The sequence below is a fragment of the Burkholderia sp. Ac-20379 genome, from assembly GCF_017104645.1.
GTDB lineage: Bacteria > Pseudomonadota > Gammaproteobacteria > Burkholderiales > Burkholderiaceae > Burkholderia.
The window spans coordinates 1-2,181 of record NZ_JAAGPF010000621.1; the positions used below are offsets into that span (position 1 = coordinate 1).

General features: G+C 73.5%; 1 protein-coding gene. It reads right to left on the bottom strand.

What is annotated here, in order from left to right:
* Positions 1-2,181: transcriptional regulator (locus tag G3N92_RS33295; protein WP_206131754.1), on the bottom strand; the 2,181-nt coding region annotated here is incomplete at both ends.

Genomic DNA, 2,181 nt, shown 5'->3' on the forward strand with positions numbered 1-2,181 from the left:
CGCGCGCGCTCCTCGCCGGCCGCCGGCTGCGCGGCGGCCTGGACCTGCGCCACCACGCCGAGCGCGCGCAGCAGCTCGGGCATGAAATAGAGCGCGCCGTTCTTCTCGCACGATTGCTGGGCGTCGATCAGGCGCGCGAACGCGTCGTCGACGCGGCCGGCCGCCACCAGCGCCAGCGCGCATTCCACGATCAGCGGCGTGGTCAGCCGGCGGAAGCCGCGCACCGTCAGCGAATCGAGCGCGCGCTCGAGCGCGGGCAGCGCCTCGCCGAGGCGGCCATCGCGGATCGCCAGGATGCAGGCGAGGCAATCGCCGAATTCCTGCCAGATCGTCAGCCGGTGCAGCGTGGTTTGCGACTGCATGATCGACAGATAGTGGCGGGCCCGCGCCCAATCCCCCGAGATCAGCGCGAGCGGCACCGCCACCACGCCGAGCACGTGCGTGAACCACGGCTCCATGGTTTCGGCGGGCACCAGATTGAGCGCCTGGCTGGCGAGGCTCGCGGCCTCGTCGGTCTGTCCCTGGAGCCAGTGGATGCGCGCGAGGCCCGAATAGGCGATCGCGCGCGGATCGACGGCGAAGCGGCGGATCGCCAGCGCGTCGTCCGGGTGGCTTTCGAGATGACGCAGGCCCTGTTCGAGCTTGTCGCGCGCCGGCGTGTGATCGCCGCGGCAATGCTCGGCCACGCCGGTCAGCAGCGTCGCCAGCGCATGCCGCCAGCCGCAGTTCGTTTCGAGCCCGAAGCGTTCGAAGCGCTTCGAGTAATGAAGCGCCTCGTGCACCTTGCCGGCCGACAGCATCACGTTCCACAGGCCCCAGAACGCGCGCGCCAGCAGGTCGTCGTCGCCGGTGCGCTCGGCGTGCGCCAGCACCTCGAACCAGAGCGCCTCGGCGCGCGGGATCGGGCCGGTCAGGTTCGGCAGCGCGGCAGCCAGCGCGAGCTTCAGGCGCACTGCGTCGCCGGCCGAGGCCGCGCCGGGCGGCAGCGCGGCCAGCGCCGTCAGCGCCTGATCGGCGCGGCGGCCGCCTTCCTCGATCTGGCCGCTTTCCAGCAGCGTCTTGACCAGCGTGGCCGACAGCTCGACGCCGATCAGCGCGTCGCCGTCGGGCGAGAACGCCCAGTCGGCCGCGCCGCGCGCATCGGCGAGTTCCGCCTCGCCGTCCGGGCCGTCGCCATCGCCGCGCAGGCGCGACGCGACATAGCGCGCATGGCGCGTGGCGACGTCCTGCGCCTCGCCGCCCGCGTCGAGCTGCTCGCGGGCGTAGGCGCGCGTCGATTCCGACAGCCGGTAGCGCGCCACCGGGCCGTCGAACTCCACGCTGACCAGCGATTTCGCGGCCAGCTCGCCGATCCCGTCGATCACGGCGCGCACCGTCAGCGCCGCATCGCAGGCCACCGCGCACATCGCCTCCAGCGAGAACGCGCCGCCGAACGGCGCGAGCCGGCGGAACAGCATGCGGCTCTCGTCGTCGAGCAGCGCGAAGCTCCAGTCGAACGCGGCGCGCAGCGTCTGGTGGCGCGGCAGCGCGGTGCGGAAGCCGCTCGACAGCAGCGCGAGCCGGTCCGACAGGCGCGCCAGCACGCCGTCCACGCCGAACGTGACCACCCGCGCGGCGGCCAGCTCGATCGCGAGCGGAATGCCGTCGAGACGGCGGCAGATTTCGCCGATCGCGCGTAGTTCGTCCGGCGCGCACGGGCTGCCGCGCAGCGCCTGCACGCGCGTCATGAACAGTTGCACGGCCGACTGCGCGAGGATGTCGGCCTCGCCGGCGTCGGGGCCGGGCACGTCGAGCGGCTCGACCGGCAGCACCGCTTCCGCGCCGATCCGCAGCGGCTCGCGGCTCGTCACCAGGATGCGCAGCGGCGGCATCGCGGCCAGCAGCTTGTCCACCGCGCGCGCGACCTCGATCACCAGATGTTCGGCGTTGTCCAGCAGCAGCAAATCCGGCGTGCCGGCATCGGCGCCGAGCGCGCCCGCGAGCGCCTGATCGATCTCCTCGGCGCTCTGCATCGACGCCAGCTCGATCAGCCGCACGCTGCCCGGCGTCTCGGTCTCGATCTGATGCGCGACCGCCACCGACAGCGTGGTCTTGCCGATGCCGCCCGCGCCGGTCAGCGTCAGCACGCGCCCGCGTTCGAGCGCCGCGCGCACGGCCGCCGCGGCCTGCGCGCGGCCGACC